This window comes from Pseudarthrobacter sp. TRD_SC_9 (assembly GCF_055361265.1).
In genome coordinates, this window is record NZ_CM143956.1 from 860,772 (window position 1) to 877,235 (window position 16,464).

Consider the following 16,464-nt stretch of genomic DNA (forward strand, 5'->3'; position numbering starts at 1 on the left):
GTTGTGCCGCGCGCGGAAAAACGAGTGAGGTCAGCGACGCCGGTAGTCCCTCCCTCGTTTCCGTTGGCACTTGCAGCCAGGATCCAGGTTCTCTTGGCTGGGTCGCCGTCAAGGTCCAGCTGAAAAAGATCGGGGTGTACAGACCAAGCTTGGCGCCACGCTGTAGTGCAGCCTGACTGGCAGGTGGATTCCGCTGCCAGCCGGCCTACCCTCGTGTTGCATGGCGGTGCATTCCGGACGGCGGTTTGGGTGAAGACTTTCGCGTGGCGCAGAATACGCAGTAAAGTCCCCAGAGACAAACAGCGAAACGGACGTCCTCCTTCACCTGAAAGCGAGCCCCCATGAACCGGCCAGGAACCCGCGGTGCTTACCGCGGCACGGCACAAACGCGCGCAACAATATGGGGGGTGACCGAATGAGCAGCACGTCCGCACCCAACGCACCGGCACCTGTAAAACGCGAGACGTTTTCCACGCGCCGGCTCTTCATCCTTTCCGCTATTGGTTCGGCCGTGGGCCTGGGCAACATCTGGCGCTTCCCCTACATCGCCTATGACAACGGCGGCGGCGCGTTCCTTATCCCGTACCTCGTGGCCTTGCTGACGGCGGGTATCCCATTGCTGTTCCTGGACTACGCCGTGGGCCATAAATTCCGCGGCTCGGCGCCGCTGGCCTACCGAAGGCTGCACCGGGCCGCAGAACCGCTGGGATGGTGGCAGGTGCTGGTCTGTTTCGTCATCGCCGCCTATTATGCGGTGATCATTGCCTGGGCACTGATGTATACCGTCTTCTCCTTCACGGAAGCGTGGGGCGACGACGCCGAGGGCTTCTTCTTCGGGAACTTCCTCCAGATTGCTGAAGCCCCGGGCCTCGGGTTCAGCTACGTGCCGTCCGTCTTCTTCCCGCTGCTGCTGATCTGGGTGGCAGTCATCGTCATCATGGTTGCCGGTATCCGCAAGGGCATCTCCCGCGCCAACGCCGTCCTGTTGCCGCTTCTGGTGGTCATGTTCCTGCTGCTCGTGATCCAGTCTCTCTTCTTGCCGGGCGCTGCAGAGGGTCTGAACGCCTTCTTCACCCCGGACTGGTCAGCCCTGGGGGACCCGGGGGTCTGGGCTGCGGCCTACGGCCACATCTTCTTCTCGCTCTCCGTGGGTTACGGCATCATGATCACTTACTCCTCCTACCTGAAGCGCAGGACGGACCTGACCGGTTCCGGCATGGTGGTCGCCTTCTCCAACTCCGGTTTCGAGATCCTGGCCGGAATCGGCGTGTTCGCCGCTCTTGGCTTCATGGCTCAGGCCGCGGGCACCGGCGTGAATGACGTGGTGACGCAGGGGATCGGGCTGGCCTTCGTCGCCTTCCCCACCATCGTGTCGCAGGCTCCGTTCGGGGCCTTCATGGGCGTACTGTTCTTTGGCTCCCTGGTGTTCGCCGGCGTGACATCGCTGATCTCTGTACTGGAAGTCATCGTTGCCGCAGTACAGGACAAGCTTGGATGGGGCCGGGTCAAGGCCTCCCTTACCGTCAGCGGCCTGGTGGCGGTGGTCTCGTTGGCACTCTTCCCGACGGCGACAGGCCTCTACCTGCTGGATGTCTCCGATGCGTTCGTGAACAGCTTCGGCATCACGCTCGGGGCGCTGGTGACCATCGTCGTCATCGCCTGGTTCCTGCGGAAGCTTCCGCTGCTGTCCGCCCACCTGAACCGGATTTCGACCGTCAAGATGCGGCGTGGCTGGATGGTGCTGGTGGCCGGCGTCGTCCCGCTGGCCCTGATCTACATGGTGGCCAACGAATTCATCAGCAAGATCTCCACCACCTACGAGGACTATCCCGCCTGGTTCGTGGGCGTGTTTGGCTGGGGTATGGCCGGGGGCCTCGTTGTCCTTGCGCTGGTGTTGACCTTCATCCCCTGGAGCCGCAAGTCCAAGGCTCATCACGACCCGGAATACGACTCCGTGGTGGAGAACGAAGCTAAGGAGACGGCACTGTGACGGCCATTGCGATCACCATGATGATTATCGCCATACTGACGGTGTGGGGCGGCCTCGCGCTGGCGTTGCTCAACCTGAAACGGCACCCGGAGGATGAGGAGGTGCTGCCCGACGGGCACGCACCGGAGCTCTGAAGGGTGCAGCCGACTGACGCTGCCTAAAACTGCCGGTCACGACCGGCCACCATGACGACTTAAAACACTGGAGGGTGCTCGTGCTCGTGCAACATCGAGGCTTAGAACCGACGGTCGATCCGTCAGCGTACATCGCGCACACGGCGGTCATTATCGGAGACGTTCGGATTGCCGCCGGCGTACGAATACTGCACGGTGCGGTAGTGACCGCCGAAGATGGCTCGGTAACGATCGGGGAGGACTGCATAATCATGGAGCAAGCCCTCGTCCGAGGTCGATCAGGGCATCCAGTTGAGATCGGGACGGCGGTCATGGTCGGGCCGCACACTCACATCAACGGCAGCAACGTGGGGGACGGCGCCTTTATTGCCACCGGGGCGTCCCTCTTCCCCGGGAGCCGGATTGGCGCTGGCGCCGAGGTTCGGATCAACGGAGTCGTCCAGGTCAATACGATCATCGAGCCCGGAGTTGTTGTTCCCATCGGCTGGGTAGCAGTGGGCAACCCAGCTGCCATCCTCCCTTCAGAGCGACACGACGAGATCTGGGCCATCCAGAAAGAGCTGAACTTCGGTGGCACTGTCTATGGCGTGGGAAACGAAGTCTCGATGCGCGACCTTATGCACGGCCAATCGGCCTATTACGGCGCTCATGCCGACGACAAGATCATCGACAATTAGGCAAAGAGCATGCCTTAGTCCGTCTCGAAAACTATCCCTGTGTCAGACGATGCGGGGGAGTTTTTGGATAACGGGACTTGCAGATGGCGCGGCATCCGCCGATCAGGAGCCACAGGGTGAGTGTCCTCTTTGTGGTGGTGTCCCCAAACCAGGGAAATAGGACAGGTCATCCAGTCAGCCGCCAGTTAGTTTTGGTGTACGTTGTCGCGGTGTCGGTGATAGTGCCGCGCCGCGCGGGCCCGGTTGCCGCAGGCTATCGAGCACCATTCGCGCCGCGGGTGGGTCTGCACGAAGTACAGCACACATCCTGGTGCCATGCATGCTCGCAGGGCCGGAGCGTCGGGGGCGGTGAAGAGTTCAACAGCCTCGGTGCTAATGATCGCCAGGCTTGCCGCGACGGGCGAGCGCGTATCGGTCTTTTTTCGGCCGAGGGTTCCTGTTTCGACCACAAGGTGTTCTGCTGGGGCTCCAGTGCCGAGACGTTCATTGATGACGTCGACTGCTTCGGCGATCTCTGACATTGCCGAAGCGGCGGCGGTCCGGGGGTCGTGGGTGGCAAATGCTGCCACGCGGCGAAGCGCGTTCCTGAGTTCCCGCGCTTTCTTCAACTCGGTCATGGTGGCCGGTACGGCGACGTTGAGGCCAACGCTGTCGAGCCATGCGGCTAGGTCGCTGCAGTCCTTGAGGTCATCGAATACCTGTCCACGATCAGCCCAGATGGTATTTATCAAGCGAACGGGTCTGGGCTCATCCGGGAGGACCCAAGCGCGAACAGTGTCAGCCATACCCGAACAATATCACGCGTAAATGTGCTTGCACGCGTTAGGTATGGCTGATAGCTTCTCTAATGGATGCAGAAGCGTTCACCCGTTATAGAAGTGCTCCTGGAAGGATCACCACGTTATGACTGCTCTTCCGCTCGTAGATATTGACACGACCGATTCCCGCCGCGCAGAACTGCTGGGCACGGTGAAGAACCGGCTGGGAGTCGTGCCGAACATGACGAAGGCGATGGCCAACAGTCCGGCCCTCCTTGATGCCTACCTTTCGATGTCCCAGGCGCTGAGCCGCGGCGTCATCACCGCAGCGACCCGTGAACGAATCGCGCTGACCGTCGCACAAGGCAACAGCTGCGACTACTGCCTTTCGGCACACACCTATCTCGGCGAACACGTTGCCAAGCTGTCTGTCGAGGATATTAAGGCCGCGCGCCACGGCGAGAACATCGACCCCCACGTCAACGCGATGCTGGCTTACGCAAGCGCGCTGAATGAGGGCCGCGGTTTGGTGGATGAAGCAACTGCCAGAATGGTTCGGGCCGCCGGCGTGACCGATGAAGAACTCGCCGAGGTCGCTGGCCATGTCGCGCTGAATGTGCTCACGAACTACTTCAATAGGGCTGCCATGGTCGAGATCGACTTCCCCATCGTTAACGCCTGACGGCCCTGCAACTGTCTCCGGTATTGGGATAGCTGTCCAAGCGTGGAAGGGGAGGACCCGCCGGTCAAGACGCATGGTGCGGGTGCGACCCATAAGCGCTAGGGCGCGCCAATCGCCGGCTCTTACTTCCGACCCTTGAAGCCGGCGCACAGGCGGTGTCGACCAGACTGGCACCGCCCGTGCGCCTCCCACCTTCATCACCCTCCCTCCGAAGAGGAAAACCATGACGAGACCGCCACTACCCCCGTATACCGTCCGAACCGCCGTACAGAAGGTCCGCGCCGCCGAGGATGCGTGGAACGCCCGTGATCCGGAGAACATCTCCCTGGCCTACACTGAGGACTCCCGCTGGCGAAACCGTTCCACGTTCATCACGGGGCGGGATGAAATCGTCCGTTTCCTCACCGCGAAGTGGGAGCGCGAGCACGACTACCGGCTAATCAAAGAATTATGGGCGTTTACCGATACGCGCATAGCCGTAAGGTTCGCGTACGAATGGCACTCCGAGGCAGGAGAATGGTTCCGCGCTTACGGCAACGAAAACTGGTTCTTCAACGCCGAGGGGCTAATGGCCGAGCGGCACGCCAGCATCAACGATGTCCCTATCCAGGAATCACAGCGACTCTTCCACTGGGACCGCTCCGGCCCTCGTCCCGACAACCACCCGGGCCTATCCCAACTTGGCCTTTGACCTGGATCGGACGAGACAATCCGACCAGCGAGGAATAGCATCCCGCGGATTCAGTTTTAGCCGCAATGGATGCGGACTCTGGAAGGGGAACGGCGCCAGGCGGCTGGGCCGGGGTTAGGCCGCCGCCCTTTCCCTCGTGTCTTCCGTTCCATTTGATGTGTGACAATGAGGCGGGCTGAGCAGGCGGCCTGCGGACCTATGCTGAGGAGCAATGTGGTTGACCTTATCTGGAGCGGCAGTATCCGCGCAGTTGGTGGCCGGGAGTACTTTGGGAGTATCTGCGATTTTGGCGGTATCCGTTGACGCGCAGGATGGGCGTCGAGGAGGAGTTCCTGATCGTTGATGGCGAAAACGGGAACCCGCTGCCGTTGGGTGAAGTCCTCGAACAGCTCAGCGACTTTTCCCGCCTGACCAGTGAGATGAAGCAGGAACAGATTGAAACCTGTACCTTGCCGCGGACCCTTCTCGCCGATTTGGCCCAGGACATCAGTGATGGGCGGAAGAGCGCCGACTACGCGGCCAAGCGGGCTGGAGGGCGGGCGGTTGCGCTGGCAACCTCTCCTCTGCCGGTGGAGTCCACCATTGCTCCGGGTGAACGGTGTGCACAGCTGATAGAGAGGTTCGGGCTTACCGCCGTTGAACAGCTAACGGGCGGTCTCCATGTTCACGTGGAGATCGAGTCGGAAGAGGAAGGCGTTGCCATCCTGGATCGTATCCGGATATGGCTGCCCGTCCTGTTGGCTATCAGCGCTAACTCGCCGTACTGGAACGGCGTGGACTCACGCTACGCGAGTTACCGCTGGCAGGCTTGGTGCCGGTGGCCCACCACCGGGTCGGCGGCCATTTACGGCTCCGCTGCTGCGTACCACCATGAGATCGGGCAGATCCTTAGCTCCGGTGTTCCCCTGGACAAAGCAAACCTTTACCTCGACGCACGGCTCAGTCACAAGCATCCAACCGTAGAGGTCAGGGTCGCGGACGTGTGCCTGTTCGCGGACGACGCCGTCCTGATAGCAGCCCTGGTCCGCGGTTTGGCAGAAACCGCAGCTCGGCAGTGGCGCGACGGCGAGGATCCGGTCCCGGCTTCGGCCACCCAGCTGCAACTCGCGTCCTGGCAGGCCAGCCGATATGGACTGGAGGGCGAATTGGTGGACCCGCGGACAGGAGAACCCCGGGATGCATTCGAGGTGGTGATGGCCCTGCTGAACCACCTCCGGCCGGTGCTCGAGGAACAAGGCGAGTTGAGCACGGTGGAGTTCTTACTGTTCCAGGTACTGAACCGGGGGACCGGCGCGGCTGTACAGCGGGACTCCTACGCGCGGGCCGCAAGTACCAGGGACGTTGTCGCCGACGCCATCGATATCACCTGCCGCCCTGTGACACCGCTGCGGACGCGGACAGCAGCACGTCAGCCATCTGAGGAGAAGACTCAGCACTAACTAAACGCGAGTCTGCAGCCCCTCATGCGTATGCAGTGCGTCCGAAAGGCCCGGCACCCCTAACGAGGCACCGGGCCCCTCATGCGCATCAGAACCTACGCCGCCGTCGGCACCACGCTGCAGTCCGCCGTCGTACCAGCCAGCTGGGGAGCCCAGCCGTCGGTTCCCTGCAGGTAGTTCCGTGCCGTGAAGTTGCCGGCCTCGGACTCGGGCAGTTGCGGACGGTCCGGGGTGATCTGCGCGCCGGGTCCGCGGTTGTTGTATTCGTGGAACCGGGCCTCGCGCCAGGAGAACCCGCTCATGTCCGTCCAGGGCGTGCCGGAGATGTGGGCGCCCAGCCAGGAGTCGCGGAACAGGACCTGCGCCACCGCACGGACGTCGCCGCCGGGGTGCCATGGCCGGCCTAGGTTGACGCTCTCCTGGGCGGCGTCCGATACCAAGCGGCACCCGTCAAACAGGTAGCCGTAGGGAATGGACAGGTCCACACTTCCCGCCGTCACGTAACCGTTATTCGTGGTTGAGCCGCGGTCCAGGGACTTAATTTCACAGCCGCTGAATACGGCGGTGCCGCGGCCGAAGATGAAGTCCACGTCGCCCTCCACATAGCAGCCGTCAAACAGGAACCGCGCTTGAACGCCCGTGTTCGGTGAGTTCACCAGCAGGGTGTCCTGGTTGCCCAGCAGCCGGACGTTGCTCAGCACGGAGCGGTCCGCGGTGATGTGCAGCGCCACTGCCTGTCGGTCCTTCATGTGCATATTGGCCGCTTCGTCGAAGTCGTTGCTGAACGTCAGGTTCCGGGCCATGAAATCCTGCCCGTCGATCCGGACCGAGGCGCTGCCCGAGGTTCCGAAGTTGCCGGTACCGTCCGGCTTGGGGGTGCCCGAGGCGTTGTTGAATACGATCACCACGTCTTCGGGCCGGTCGCCCTGCCCGATGAACGAGACCCGGGGCTTGTTGCTGGGCACCCGAACCGCTTCCCGATAGGTGCCGGACTGGATCCTGATGATGGTACGGCGGGAGTTGTTGGACTGAACCGAGTCGACGGCGGCCTGGACCGTGGCGAACGTCTGGGCAGGGCCGACGTCTAGCGTCACCGGCACGTCGATGGGGCGCTCCGCCGGCCAGTACATATCCAGCAGCGGGTCCACACCGCCGTCGAGGTTCAGGAAGTATCCCGGCGGGACCATCTGTTTGGACTGCATCTCGCGGGCCACAAGACGGGCCACCGCCACGGCTCCGGTGGCTTGGAAGTGCGTGTTGTCCGTGGAGCCCTGCGGGTATTGCGGGTGTTCCCCGGGAGCCAGGTGCAGGAAGTGCTCCTTGGTGCCCTCCGGCCCCAACTCCTGCCACAATGCCTTGGACGATGCCGTCAGGTCGACCAACGGGGTGCCGGTAGCCTCGGCGAGTTCCCGTACTGCCTGGGGGTAGGCGCCGTGCGAATCGCGGGCGTTCCCGAAGGCGTCGAAACGGCGGCGTTCCACGGGCGTTACCAGCACGGGCTTGCCGCCGCGGACCTTGGCGCCGTCCAGGTAGCGGCTCAGGTACTCCTTGAACGTGGTGTCCGGGAGGGTGCCGCGTGCGGGGTCTTCCACTTTCTCGTCGTTGTGGCCGAAGGAGATCAGCAGGTAATCGCCCCGCTGCATCAGAGCCAGCACCCGGTCCAGCAGGCCGGCGTCGGCAAAGCTCTTGGATGAGGCGCCGGACCAGGCGTAATCAAAAACGGTTGCCTGCGGCCCCAGCAGCAGCGGCAGCGCCTGCCCCCATCCGGCACGGGGGCGCTCGGACTGCTGGTAGGCCGACGACGTCGAATCACCCACCACGAAAATCACCGGTTTTGTGCGTGGTTTCGTGGGGTCATTGGCCGCCCGGGTGAAGGCGTTAGCGATGCCCGTCCCCGAGAAGGCGACGGTTCCCGCGGTGATTGCCAGGGAGGTCAGGACACTGCGCCGGCTGGGCAGAAAGGCGGCCATCAGTTCTGACCGCTCGCGGTGAAGATCGGTCCGGTGGAGTTGTTCAGCAGTCCGGGCACGGCTTGGGCAGGATGGACCTGGGTGCGCAGCGTCGGCGTCCAGGAGGTGTCCTCGGCCAGTTGGTTCTCCGGCGAGGCGGCGGCGTTGTACACGGCGCGAAGGTCGGTGATCTTGCCGTTCACGGTGTTGGCAATGGTAGTGATCGCGGTGCCCTTGTAGCGGCCGATGATGGTGGCGGGATCGATGTCGGCGGGAAGAGTGAAGGCGTTGGCTTCAGCGTAAATGCTGGATTTGAAGCCGGCGCCCAGAGTGTAGCCGTAGGGAATGGTGCTGTCCTCGGTCACCTTGAAGTGGTTGTTGTACACGTCCACCTGGCCGAAGCGGACGCGCGGGGCACGCTGGCCCACGTTCTCGAACACGTTGTGGTGGATGGTGACGCGCAGCTTGCCGGGGTCGCCACGGCTGGTGTTGTCGGTGGAGCCGATCAGGAGCAGCTTGTCGTGGTCCGCGAAGCGGTTGTAGGACATGGTCACCAGGTCCGAGCCGTTGGTGACGTCCACGGCGCCGTCGTGCACCTGGAAGGGGCGGCCGAAGTAGAGCGGCTGGTTGCTGTCCAGGTTGGGGGCATCGGTGAACTCTGAGTGGTCCACCCAGACGTTGGTGGATCCGTTGATGATCTGGAGCATGTCGTACTCGCTGTTCCAGTTCCCCTCGGACCCGTCCGTGGGGTCCCAGGACGGGAAGCAGTCGTGGGCGTCCCGGACGGTGAGGTTGCGGAAGATCACGTTGCTTGCGGCTGAGACGCGCATCGCCGCGCCGGTGATGGTGCTTTCCGCAGTGGCGCCCACAATGGTGGTGTTGCTGGGAATGTCCACCCGAATGTTTGCGGCCTGCTTGCGGGCCGCTGCGACCCGGGCGGTTTCCTGGGTACCGGCGGGCTCCTGGTCGCGGCCGTAGGTGGCCGGGTCATAGTCCGCGAGGTACTGCTCGAGGCTGTAGCCGGTGCCTTCCGCGTAGTTTTCACAGCTCAGCGGCGAACCGTCCGGACCGGTGTTGGCATCGATAATGCCATGGACCCGGACAATCTTTGGCTGGGTCCCGGCGGCTGCGAAAGCTGCCTTCAGTTCGGCCTTGGTGGAGACGTCGTAAACGTGTGCGTCTGATGCTGCCGAACCGCCGGTAGTGCCTGCTCCAGCTGAGGCCCATCCGTTGCCGGGAGCCAGGACCTGGCGCTCCAGGGCAGTCTGCGCAGTCTGCGCCGCGGGGCCTGCACCTGGATTGGGGGCAGCACCCGCGGGAGCCGTGAGGAGCATTGCCCCAGCCACGGCGATGGCTACGGACATGGACAAGGAGGTGCCGCGTTTTCGCATGTTCTCTCTTCCGTCATTGGAATGAACTGCGCTCCGGGCCGGTTGCTGCTGTGATACCGGTCACTGCGGGGCGCTGAGAAGGACACTATCGAGAAAACGGTTTCTCAGCAAGGGCTTATTTTGGCATCAGTCCTTAATTAAGGAAAATGAGCGACGGCGGAAACCTCCCGCCGTCGCTCATTTTGTTCGACTGTGGTGCGTGATGAGTGTCAGTGTGGCTTGATCACGTCTTCTGCGCGGAAGCCGCCAGTTCTTCCGGAGCGGCGGTTTCGATGCCTGGTGTGGAGCCTGGCGTCTTGGGAATGAGTGCCACAGTGACGGCAGCCAGGACGGCTACAAAGGCGAAGACGATGAAGTTTGCCTGGAAGGGCAGCTGCGTGGAGCCGATCCAGCCGCCGATCAGCGGACCGGAGATGGCGCCGATCCGGGCGAAGGACAGCGCCCAGCCTGTTGCCGTGGCCCGGGCGTAGGACGGGTAGTACTCTGCCACCCAGCCCGTCAGGACCAGGGAGGTGGAGATGGAGCCCACCCCGGCCAGGGCCACAAAGGTGTAGTTGATAAAGATGTTGTTAGGGAACATCAGCATCAGGATTCCCGCGCCGCCCAAGGCGTAGAACAGAACCAGGATGAGCTTCTTGCCGTACTGGTCAGCAGCCCGGCCCAGCACCATGCCGCCGATTGCGGAAGCGAGGCTGAAGACTGCAAGGAAGGTCAGGGATGAACCCAGATCGTAACCGGCCTTCCGCATGATGGTGGGTAGCCAGGTGTTCAGGCCGTAAACCAGGACCATGCCGCAGAACAGGGAGATCCAGAAGAAGACGGTGGGCCTGATGTAGTCGCGGGAGAAGAGTGCCAGCAGTGACTGCTTCCAGCCAACCGGCTTCAAAGCTGCGCCGGCAACGGGAGCCGGGGCCCAGTCATTGTCAACGAAGGGCGTGACGCCAAGCTTCTGCGCCAGGCGTTTGGCCTGTTCACGACGGCCCTTGCTCATCAGGAATTCAAGCGACTCGGGAAGCATCCAGGCCAGGAGCGGAATGAGGAGGATGGGAATGAATCCAACGCCAACCACCCAACGCCAGCCCAGGGTGGGCAGCAGGGCCAGGGCCACCAGGGCAGCTGCGAGAATTCCGAACGAGTAACCGGAGTACATCACGCCGTAGTTGAATGAGCGGCGTTTAGGTGCCGAGTATTCAATGGTGAGGGCGGCCGCCACCGGGATGATGCCACCCATGCCCAGACCGCCCAGGAAGCGGAACAGGCCGAAAATTTCCGGCGTGGGTGCCAAGGCTGCGCCCAGCTGTGTGGAGGTGAAGATCAGGACCGAGAGCAGCAGCATATTTTTGCGGCCAACGCGGTCTGAGAGGGTGCCGATCGTCATGGCACCAACCAGCATGCCGATCAGGGCGTAGGAACCCAGGCCGCCAAGCTGCAGCGGGGTAAGGCCCCATTCCTTGTACTCGGAGAGGGCGGGAATGATGGCGCCGAGGACGCCAACGTCATAGCCCTCCGCAAGGATTGCCAGCCAGCAAGCGAACAGGACACGCTTGGTGGTCTTCGGTGGAACTGGCCATTGGGTTTGGTTCAACGCAGCCATGAGGATCCTTCGGTGGAGTGGGAAGTGGTGACTGGTGGCGCTGCTCAGCTGTAGAAGCTGAAGGTGGAGGCGTTCGGGATACGCCGCCTGTATTGAAGAAATATAACTTACGTCACAAAAAAGCGATAGCTTTTTCCGGATTGACTCTTTATTGAGTCAGCACGGGCTCGGCCACGGAGAGCTTTGGTGTCCAGCGCAGGTGGCCGCCCTGGGTAACAGTGTCCGGTTCCTTGAGCAGGGACAAGCGCGGACGGACCGCGTCAGTCCGGCCGCTTGGCGGCTTCCTGCGGCCGGCGCGGAACTGGGGGATCCACACAGAGCCGGGACCCTGGTATTCCTGCTCCGCAGCGGCGTGGAGCGTCCACTGGGGGTCGTAAAGGTGCGTGCGGCCCAGCGCCACAAGGTCCGCCCGCCCGGCAAGCAGAACCGAATTCACGTCGTCGTAGGTTGAAATGGCTCCGACAGCGATCACCGCGACCCCTGCAGGGGCGGCAACCTCCTGCCGGATCCGGTCCGCAAAGGGCGTCTGGTAGCTCCTGCCGAAGGCCGGCTTTTCCTCCTTTGCGACCTGTCCGGTGGACACATCGATGCCGGCGGCGCCGTGGTCCACAAAGGCCTGCGCGATCCTGACGGCGTCGTCGGCGGAGTTGCCGCCGTCAATCCAGTCCGTGGCCGAAATACGCACCGTCAGTGGTTTGTGCCCGGGCCAGGCGGCCCGTACGGCGTCGAAGACCTCCAGGGGGAACCGCAGCCTGTTCTCCAGGTTGCCCCCGTATTCGTCGGTGCGCTGGTTGGAGACGGGGGAGAGGAATGAGGAGAGCAGGTAGCCGTGAGCGGCATGGACCTCGAGCAGGTCAAAACCCGCCTCTGCAGCCCGTTGGGTGGAGCTGACAAACTCCCCCTTCACGGCCTCCATTTCACGCCGGCTGATCTCCCGCGGGACGTGGCAGTCCGGGCCGTAGGGCAGCGCCGACGGCCCCACCGGCTCCCAGTTGCCGGTCTCCAGCGGCTGGTCAATGCCGTCCCACATCAGCCGGGTGGAGCCCTTCCGGCCGGAGTGGCCCAGCTGGGCGCCGATCTTCGCCGTCGAGTTGCTGTGGACGAAGTCAACGATCGACTTCCAGTTATCCCGCTGAGCGTCTGTATAGAGGCCCGAGCAGCCTGGGGTGATGCGCCCTTCGGCAGAAACGCAGACCATCTCGGTCATGACCAGGCCTGCACCGCCCAATGCCTTGGATCCCAGGTGGACCTTGTGGAAGTCCCCGGGCATTCCGTCCACGGCTGAGTACATGTCCATGGGGGAAACCACCACGCGGTTTTTCAACTCCAGCCCGCCGATGCGGTACGGCTGGAACATGGCAGGCGCGACGTCCGGCAACCCCTGCGATTGCGCGAAATGCCGGTCCACGGCGTCGGCGAATTCGGGATCGCGCAGGCGCAGGTTCTCCTGCGTGATCCGGCGCGAGCGGGTAAGCAGGTTGAATGCGAACTGCGTGGGGTCCTGGTTCTTGTACTGGCCAATCTGTTCGAACCATTCCAGCGACGCCTGTGCGGCCCGCTGGGTGGATTCGACGACGGGGCGGCGCTCCGTCTCGTAGGCAGCCAAAGCCGTTTCCAGGTCCCGGTGCTCGTGCAGGCAGGCAGCCAGGGCCAGGGAGTCCTCCATAGCCAGCTTGGTGCCGGAGCCGATGGAGAAGTGGGCCGTGTGGGCGGCGTCGCCCAGGAGCACAATATTCCCGTGGCGCCAGCTGCGGTTCCGGACCGTGGTGAAGTTCAACCACTTGGAGTTGTTGGCCAGTACGTTGTACCCGGCGAGCTCTTCGGCGAAGATAGCCTGGATTTTGCTGATGGCCTTTTCATCCGAGACGCCGGGAGGGAACACATCGCCGGCGGTCTCGTCAAAGCCTGCCGCCTCCCACACATCCGGGGACATCTCCACAATGAAGGTGGAGCCCTCATCCGAATACGGGTATCCGTGGATCTGCATGGTGCCGAATTCGGTGTCCTTCACAAAGAACTTGAAGGCTTCGAATACCTGGTCCGTGCCCAGCCACATGAACTTGTTGGGCCGGGTGTCAAGGCTCGGACCAAAGGACTCGACGTAGCTGGCACGGATCTGAGAGTTCACGCCGTCCGCGGCGAGCACCAGGTCGTAGCCTGCCTCCAGCTCGGCAATCGGCGGAGCGAGGGTGCTGAAGCGGACGTCCACGCCCAGTTCGGCGCACCGGCGCTGCAGGAGTTCCAGCAGTTCCTTGCGGCTCATGGCGGCGAAGCCCTGGCCGCCCACCGTCAGGACCTGGTCCCGGAAGTGGATGTCGATGTCAGACCAGCGGGCAAACCGGCGGCTCATGTACTCGGCCACCACGGGGTCCGCGTTGCCGATACCGCCGAGGGTCTCGTCGGAGAAGACGACGCCGAAGCCGAAAGTGTCTGACGCGGCGTTACGCTCCCACAGGGTGATCTGGTGGGCGGGATCGAGCTGTTTCATCAGTGCTGCGAAGTACAGGCCACCAGGGCCGCCTCCGACAATTGCGATCTTCATGAGGTGCTCCTTCTAAAGGCTGGTGATGGCTGCGCCGGCCAGCTGGCCGGGGTCTTGTCCAAGGCGGTTGCGAAGCTTGTAGTGCTGCAGCTTGCCACTGGGGTTACGGGGAAGTTCGTCGACGAATCGGACGTCCCGGGGGTACTTGTACGGAGCAATGGTGGCCTTGACGAAGTCCTGGATTTCCTTGGCCTTGCCTTCGCCGGCCTCAACGCCCTCGCGCAGGACAATGAAGGCACAGACCACGCTGCCGCGTTCGGCGTCCGGCCGGCCAACCACGGCATTTTCGACGACGTCAGGGTGCTGGTCGATCGCCGCCTCCACCTCAGGAGCGCCGATGTTGTAGCCGGAGGAGATGATCATGTTGTCTGAGCGTGCCTGGTAGACGAAGTAGCCGTCGTCATCCCGGAGGAAGGTGTCGCCAGTGACGTTCCAGCCGTTGACAACATAGTTGGCCTGCCGTTCATCGTCCAGGTAGCGGCAGCCGGTGGGGCCAATGACTGCCAGCCTGCCAACCTGGTTGGGCCCTACTTCGTTGCCATCGTCGTCAAGGATGGTGGCCCGGTAGCCCGGCACCGCAAGTCCGGTGGTTCCGGGGCGGATGTTGTCCCCGGATGCGGAGATAAAGACATGCAGCAGCTCGGTGGAGCCGATGCCGTTGACCAGTCGGACGCCGGTGGCGTCGTACACGGCCTCCCAGGTTTCCTTGGGCAGGTGTTCCCCAGCGGAGACGGCGGTCCGGAGTCGACTGAGGAGCTCGCCGCGGCCCGCCTTAAGGATTGCCCGGTATGCCGTTGGTGCCGTAAAGAGGATGGTGACACCGGCGGCAGCAGCCTGCTCCGCCAGTTCAACGGGAGCGGCGCGCTCGGTCAGCAGTGACGAGGCGCCGAACCGCAGCGGGAAGACCACCAGGCCGCCGAGCCCGAACGTGAAGGAGATGGGCGGGGAGCCGGCGAAAACGTCATCAGGTGTGGGCTGGAGGATATGGCGGGCGAAAGTGTCAGCGTTCGCCAGGATGTCCCGGTGAAAGTGCATCGTCACCTTGGGAACGCCAGTGGTCCCGGAGGTCGGCCCAAGCAGCGCGACGTCGTCAGATGCTGTTTCCACATTGGTGAACGTCCCGCTCTTGGCGGCGCAGCGGGCAACAAAGTCATCCTCAGTGGTGCCTCCGTAGGGCACCACCGTGAAGCCGTCGCCGGCTGCCAGGGCCAGCTCATCCATAAAGCGGTGGTCTGAGATCGCCACCACCGGCTTGGTGAGCTCCAGCAGCGTGGCCACCTCAGAGGAACGAAGGATCGGCATGGTGGTGACCACTACCGCACCGGCTTTGAGGACTCCCAACCAGGCTGCCACGATCCAGGGGTTGTTGGGGCCGCGCAGCAGGACCCGGTTGCCGGGAACTACTCCAAAGTCTTCGGTGAGTACCTGGGCTGCCTGGTTGGCGCGCGTCTGCAGCTCGCCGTAGCTCCAGGTGGCTCCGTCAGGGGTGTGCAGCGCCGGACGGGAGGGGCCGTGCTCGGCGACAGCGTCGTCGATGAGCACAGCGCCGGCATTGAGCTTCGCCGGGTATTGCAGTTCGGGCAAGGTGAATTCGAGCGTGGGCCAGGTATCGGTTGGCGGCAGGTGGTCACGGGTGAAGGTGTCCAGATGGGCCGAGGAAGCTGGTGTCATGGCCACTCCTAAATGCGTCTAATGGTTCGCGGTGGGTGATCAGGATGCTTGGCGGATCATGCCTTCCTGGGCAACGGTGGCCAGCAGGCGGCCGGTTGTGTCGAAGAAGCGGCCCAGCGCCAGGCCGCGGTTGTTCTGACCGGAAACGGCTTCCTGCGCGTAGAGGATCCAGTCGTCGGCACGTCCGTCGCGGTGGAACCACATGGAATGATCCAGGCTGGCGGTACTTAATCCGGGTGAGGACCAGTGCAGGCCGTTTACCCGCAGCAGCGGTTCCAGGATGGTGTAGTCGCACACATAGGCCAGGGCAGTGCGGTGCAGGTCTGCGCTGGCATGGGCATCGCCGGCATCGGGCAGCCGGTCAAAGGCCTTCAGCCAGACAGCCTGGTGGGGCTGGGTGCTACCTTCCACCTGCACGTACAGCGGACCAGGAACGTGGCGCATGTCGAAACTGCGCCCTGCAGACCAGTAAGCGGCAGCCGCGCCCTGCACCCCGTCCAGGACCTCTGCGGCGGAGCGCAGGGACTCCGGGTCAACCGTGGCAGGAGCATCCGGCTGGAAGTCGGGGCCATTTTCGCGCGCGTGGAACGACCCCATTGCGGCGAAGACGGTTTTTCCGTTCTGGTAGCCGCGGACGCTGCGCGTGGAGTAACCCCGGCCGTCACGCAGGCGTTCCACCTCATACCGCACAGTTGCTCCGACATCCACAGGACGCATGAAGTAGCTGTGTATCGAGTGCAGGCTGCGTCCGGTTTCTACTGAGCGCATCATGGCTGCGGCAGACTGGGCCACCATGTCTCCGCCGTAGGATTTGGGCCAGGGCACATACTGCGTCCGGGCCTCGTAGGCTTCATCCGCGTGCTGGGCAGGAACGGAGGTCAGGTTGATGGCCTCCAGGAAGATCTCCGAGGTGGGCGCTTCGGTGGCGGGGGATGCGGGGATCATC

Annotated in this window: 13 protein-coding genes; 6 read left to right on the top strand and 7 right to left on the bottom strand. The window is 63.3% G+C overall.

Features of this window, described 5'->3' with window-relative positions; genetic code table 11:
• The first annotated feature begins 415 nt into the window (after positions 1-415).
• The 3 genes from ACWA13_RS04110 to ACWA13_RS04120 all read left to right on the top strand — a co-directional run bounded on the left by ACWA13_RS04110 (position 416) and on the right by ACWA13_RS04120 (position 2,801).
• The gene (locus tag ACWA13_RS04110; RefSeq protein ID WP_463936903.1) at positions 416-1,990 is read left to right on the top strand and encodes a sodium-dependent transporter; all 1,575 of its coding nucleotides are present in this window, start codon (positions 416-418) and stop codon (positions 1,988-1,990) included.
• Complete coding sequence (locus ACWA13_RS04115) at positions 1,987-2,124, top strand: methionine/alanine import family NSS transporter small subunit (RefSeq protein WP_463936904.1); 138 nt, start codon at positions 1,987-1,989, stop codon at positions 2,122-2,124. Before ACWA13_RS04110 ends, ACWA13_RS04115 begins: the two co-directional genes overlap by 4 nt.
• 311 nt (positions 2,125-2,435) lie before the next feature.
• Positions 2,436-2,801 (top strand): hypothetical protein, encoded by a 366-nt coding sequence (locus tag ACWA13_RS04120; protein ID WP_463936905.1) that lies wholly within the window; start codon positions 2,436-2,438, stop codon positions 2,799-2,801.
• 185 nt (positions 2,802-2,986) lie between these two features.
• Here ACWA13_RS04120 and ACWA13_RS04125 read toward each other — a convergent pair whose 3' ends face one another.
• Positions 2,987-3,586, bottom strand: a complete 600-nt coding sequence (locus ACWA13_RS04125; protein WP_463936906.1) for a CGNR zinc finger domain-containing protein — start codon at positions 3,584-3,586, stop codon at positions 2,987-2,989.
• Between the two features lie 118 nt (positions 3,587-3,704).
• On the opposite strand from ACWA13_RS04125, the gene ACWA13_RS04130 reads away from it, so the two are divergent.
• The 3 genes from ACWA13_RS04130 (at position 3,705) to ACWA13_RS04140 (ending at position 6,371) form a co-directional block, all read left to right on the top strand.
• Entirely contained in the window at positions 3,705-4,241 is a 537-nt protein-coding gene (locus tag ACWA13_RS04130; RefSeq protein ID WP_463936907.1) for a carboxymuconolactone decarboxylase family protein, read from the top strand.
• Positions 4,242-4,464: 223 nt separating this feature from the next.
• On the top strand, positions 4,465-4,932 hold the full coding sequence (locus ACWA13_RS04135) for a nuclear transport factor 2 family protein (protein WP_463936908.1): 468 nt from the start codon (positions 4,465-4,467) through the stop codon (positions 4,930-4,932).
• Between the two features lie 299 nt (positions 4,933-5,231).
• Positions 5,232-6,371: a glutamate--cysteine ligase gene (locus tag ACWA13_RS04140; RefSeq protein WP_463936909.1), complete on the top strand. Its 1,140-nt coding sequence runs from the start codon at positions 5,232-5,234 to the stop codon at positions 6,369-6,371.
• A 95-nt stretch (positions 6,372-6,466) separates the two neighbouring features.
• Here ACWA13_RS04140 and ACWA13_RS04145 read toward each other — a convergent pair whose 3' ends face one another.
• The 6 genes from ACWA13_RS04145 to ACWA13_RS04170 all read right to left on the bottom strand — a co-directional run bounded on the left by ACWA13_RS04145 (position 6,467) and on the right by ACWA13_RS04170 (position 16,463).
• The gene (locus ACWA13_RS04145; RefSeq protein WP_463936910.1) at positions 6,467-8,341 is read right to left on the bottom strand and encodes a pectinesterase family protein; all 1,875 of its coding nucleotides are present in this window, start codon (positions 8,339-8,341) and stop codon (positions 6,467-6,469) included.
• Positions 8,341-9,711, bottom strand: a complete 1,371-nt coding sequence (locus tag ACWA13_RS04150; RefSeq protein ID WP_463936911.1) for a pectate lyase family protein — start codon at positions 9,709-9,711, stop codon at positions 8,341-8,343. Before ACWA13_RS04150 ends, ACWA13_RS04145 begins: the two co-directional genes overlap by 1 nt.
• Before the next feature lie 223 nt (positions 9,712-9,934).
• A complete protein-coding gene (locus tag ACWA13_RS04155; protein ID WP_463936912.1) occupies positions 9,935-11,305 on the bottom strand; it encodes an MFS transporter in 1,371 nt (456 codons plus the stop codon).
• Between the two features lie 148 nt (positions 11,306-11,453).
• The gene (locus ACWA13_RS04160) at positions 11,454-13,847 is read right to left on the bottom strand and encodes a bifunctional salicylyl-CoA 5-hydroxylase/oxidoreductase (protein ID WP_463936913.1); all 2,394 of its coding nucleotides are present in this window, start codon (positions 13,845-13,847) and stop codon (positions 11,454-11,456) included.
• 12 nt (positions 13,848-13,859) lie between these two features.
• Positions 13,860-15,518 (bottom strand): AMP-binding protein, encoded by a 1,659-nt coding sequence (locus ACWA13_RS04165; protein ID WP_463936914.1) that lies wholly within the window; start codon positions 15,516-15,518, stop codon positions 13,860-13,862.
• Between the two features lie 39 nt (positions 15,519-15,557).
• A complete protein-coding gene (locus tag ACWA13_RS04170) occupies positions 15,558-16,463 on the bottom strand; it encodes an acyl-CoA thioesterase (RefSeq protein ID WP_463936915.1) in 906 nt (301 codons plus the stop codon).
• Between the last annotated feature and the right edge of the window lies 1 nt (position 16,464).

What these genes read in the sequence shown, in the direction of transcription:
- ACWA13_RS04120 (WP_463936905.1), top strand. Translation starts at nt 2,436, where the DNA reads ATGGTCGGGCCGCACACTCACATCAACGGCAGCAACGTGGGGGACGGC.
- ACWA13_RS04110 (WP_463936903.1), top strand. Translation starts at nt 416, where the DNA reads ATGAGCAGCACGTCCGCACCCAACGCACCGGCACCTGTAAAACGCGAG.
- ACWA13_RS04145 (WP_463936910.1), bottom strand. Translation starts at nt 8,341, where the DNA reads ATGGCCGCCTTTCTGCCCAGCCGGCGCAGTGTCCTGACCTCCCTGGCA.
- ACWA13_RS04160 (WP_463936913.1), bottom strand. Translation starts at nt 13,847, where the DNA reads ATGAAGATCGCAATTGTCGGAGGCGGCCCTGGTGGCCTGTACTTCGCA.
- ACWA13_RS04125 (WP_463936906.1), bottom strand. Translation starts at nt 3,586, where the DNA reads ATGGCTGACACTGTTCGCGCTTGGGTCCTCCCGGATGAGCCCAGACCC.
- ACWA13_RS04170 (WP_463936915.1), bottom strand. Translation starts at nt 16,463, where the DNA reads ATGATCCCCGCATCCCCCGCCACCGAAGCGCCCACCTCGGAGATCTTC.
- ACWA13_RS04165 (WP_463936914.1), bottom strand. Translation starts at nt 15,518, where the DNA reads ATGACACCAGCTTCCTCGGCCCATCTGGACACCTTCACCCGTGACCAC.
- ACWA13_RS04150 (WP_463936911.1), bottom strand. Translation starts at nt 9,711, where the DNA reads ATGCGAAAACGCGGCACCTCCTTGTCCATGTCCGTAGCCATCGCCGTG.
- ACWA13_RS04135 (WP_463936908.1), top strand. Translation starts at nt 4,465, where the DNA reads ATGACGAGACCGCCACTACCCCCGTATACCGTCCGAACCGCCGTACAG.
- ACWA13_RS04130 (WP_463936907.1), top strand. Translation starts at nt 3,705, where the DNA reads ATGACTGCTCTTCCGCTCGTAGATATTGACACGACCGATTCCCGCCGC.
- ACWA13_RS04155 (WP_463936912.1), bottom strand. Translation starts at nt 11,305, where the DNA reads ATGGCTGCGTTGAACCAAACCCAATGGCCAGTTCCACCGAAGACCACC.